This is a genomic window from Pseudocitrobacter sp. 2023LY-00077, assembly GCF_055796175.1.
In genome coordinates this window covers 1-817 of record NZ_JBSPEI010000065.1, presented here as the reverse complement: position 1 = coordinate 817, position 817 = coordinate 1, and the positions used below count along the sequence as shown (strand labels likewise).

Sequence of the window (817 nt, the reverse complement as noted above, 5' to 3'; positions counted from 1 at the left end):
TCTCAGAGCTTCGGCAGAATATGACGGCAAGCGAGCTTCTGATGTGGATTGAGTACGACAGGCAAAGTCCGGTTGGCGATATTCGTGGTGACATTCAGGCAGCTCAGCTCGTCTCTGCCATCTACGGCTCGCAGGGGGCAAAAGTACCGCTGGACGATGCGATCCTGCGCTGGGGTGGTGATGAGCAATCAGCACCGAAGGACCCGTTTGCAGGGCTTGAGGCGGCGCTAACTGCTGCAACTCAGTGACATTTTGCTACATACATAATATTATCCCTCTTTAACTGGAGGGATTATGGTGAAAATTTTAATACTCATAATATTTCTGATTGCGGGTTGTGCTGGTGATACAAGGAACGATATAAAGAATAATAAAAAACTTTCTTTCTCATCAAGCAGAAGTGCAGATGACGTAAGTGGTTGTATACTAGATAAACTAGATTTTTTAATACCAGAAAAAGTTGTTACCAATAACTTAGTTGATGGGGAAGGTTTGGAGATTTATATTGGTGCGATTCAGTTCTCCCGCATGAAGTATTTTCATAGGGTAGAGGTTAAAAAAAACAATAGTCAATCTTTAATCTCTTATCAACGTTCTGAAACTGACTTCGTACCAATTTCTGAAAAGGAAGTTTTGGAAATAATCAAAGAATGCAAATGAAATTAATTATCTCATTATAATAACCCGCCTCGGCGGGTTTTTTTTCGCCTGGAGAAATGTGATGGCAACATTACGTGAATTGATTATTAAAATTTCCGCTAACTCGCAATCATTCCAGACGGAAATTTCCCGCGCCTCACGAATGGGGCAGGATTAT

Annotated in this window: 2 protein-coding genes; both read left to right on the top strand. The window is 41.6% G+C overall.

What is annotated here, in order from left to right; genetic code table 11:
• On the top strand, positions 1-248 hold a 248-nt coding region (locus tag ACWWFX_RS25335), incomplete at its 5' end, for a phage tail assembly protein T (protein WP_473225108.1).
• 46 nt (positions 249-294) lie between these two features.
• Complete coding sequence (locus ACWWFX_RS25330; protein ID WP_032648715.1) at positions 295-660, top strand: hypothetical protein; 366 nt, start codon at positions 295-297, stop codon at positions 658-660.
• Positions 661-817 lie beyond the last annotated feature (157 nt).

Excerpts from the sequence above, each read along its gene's own strand:
- ACWWFX_RS25330 (WP_032648715.1), top strand. The coding sequence starts at position 295 with ATGGTGAAAATTTTAATACTCATAATATTTCTGATTGCGGGTTGTGCT.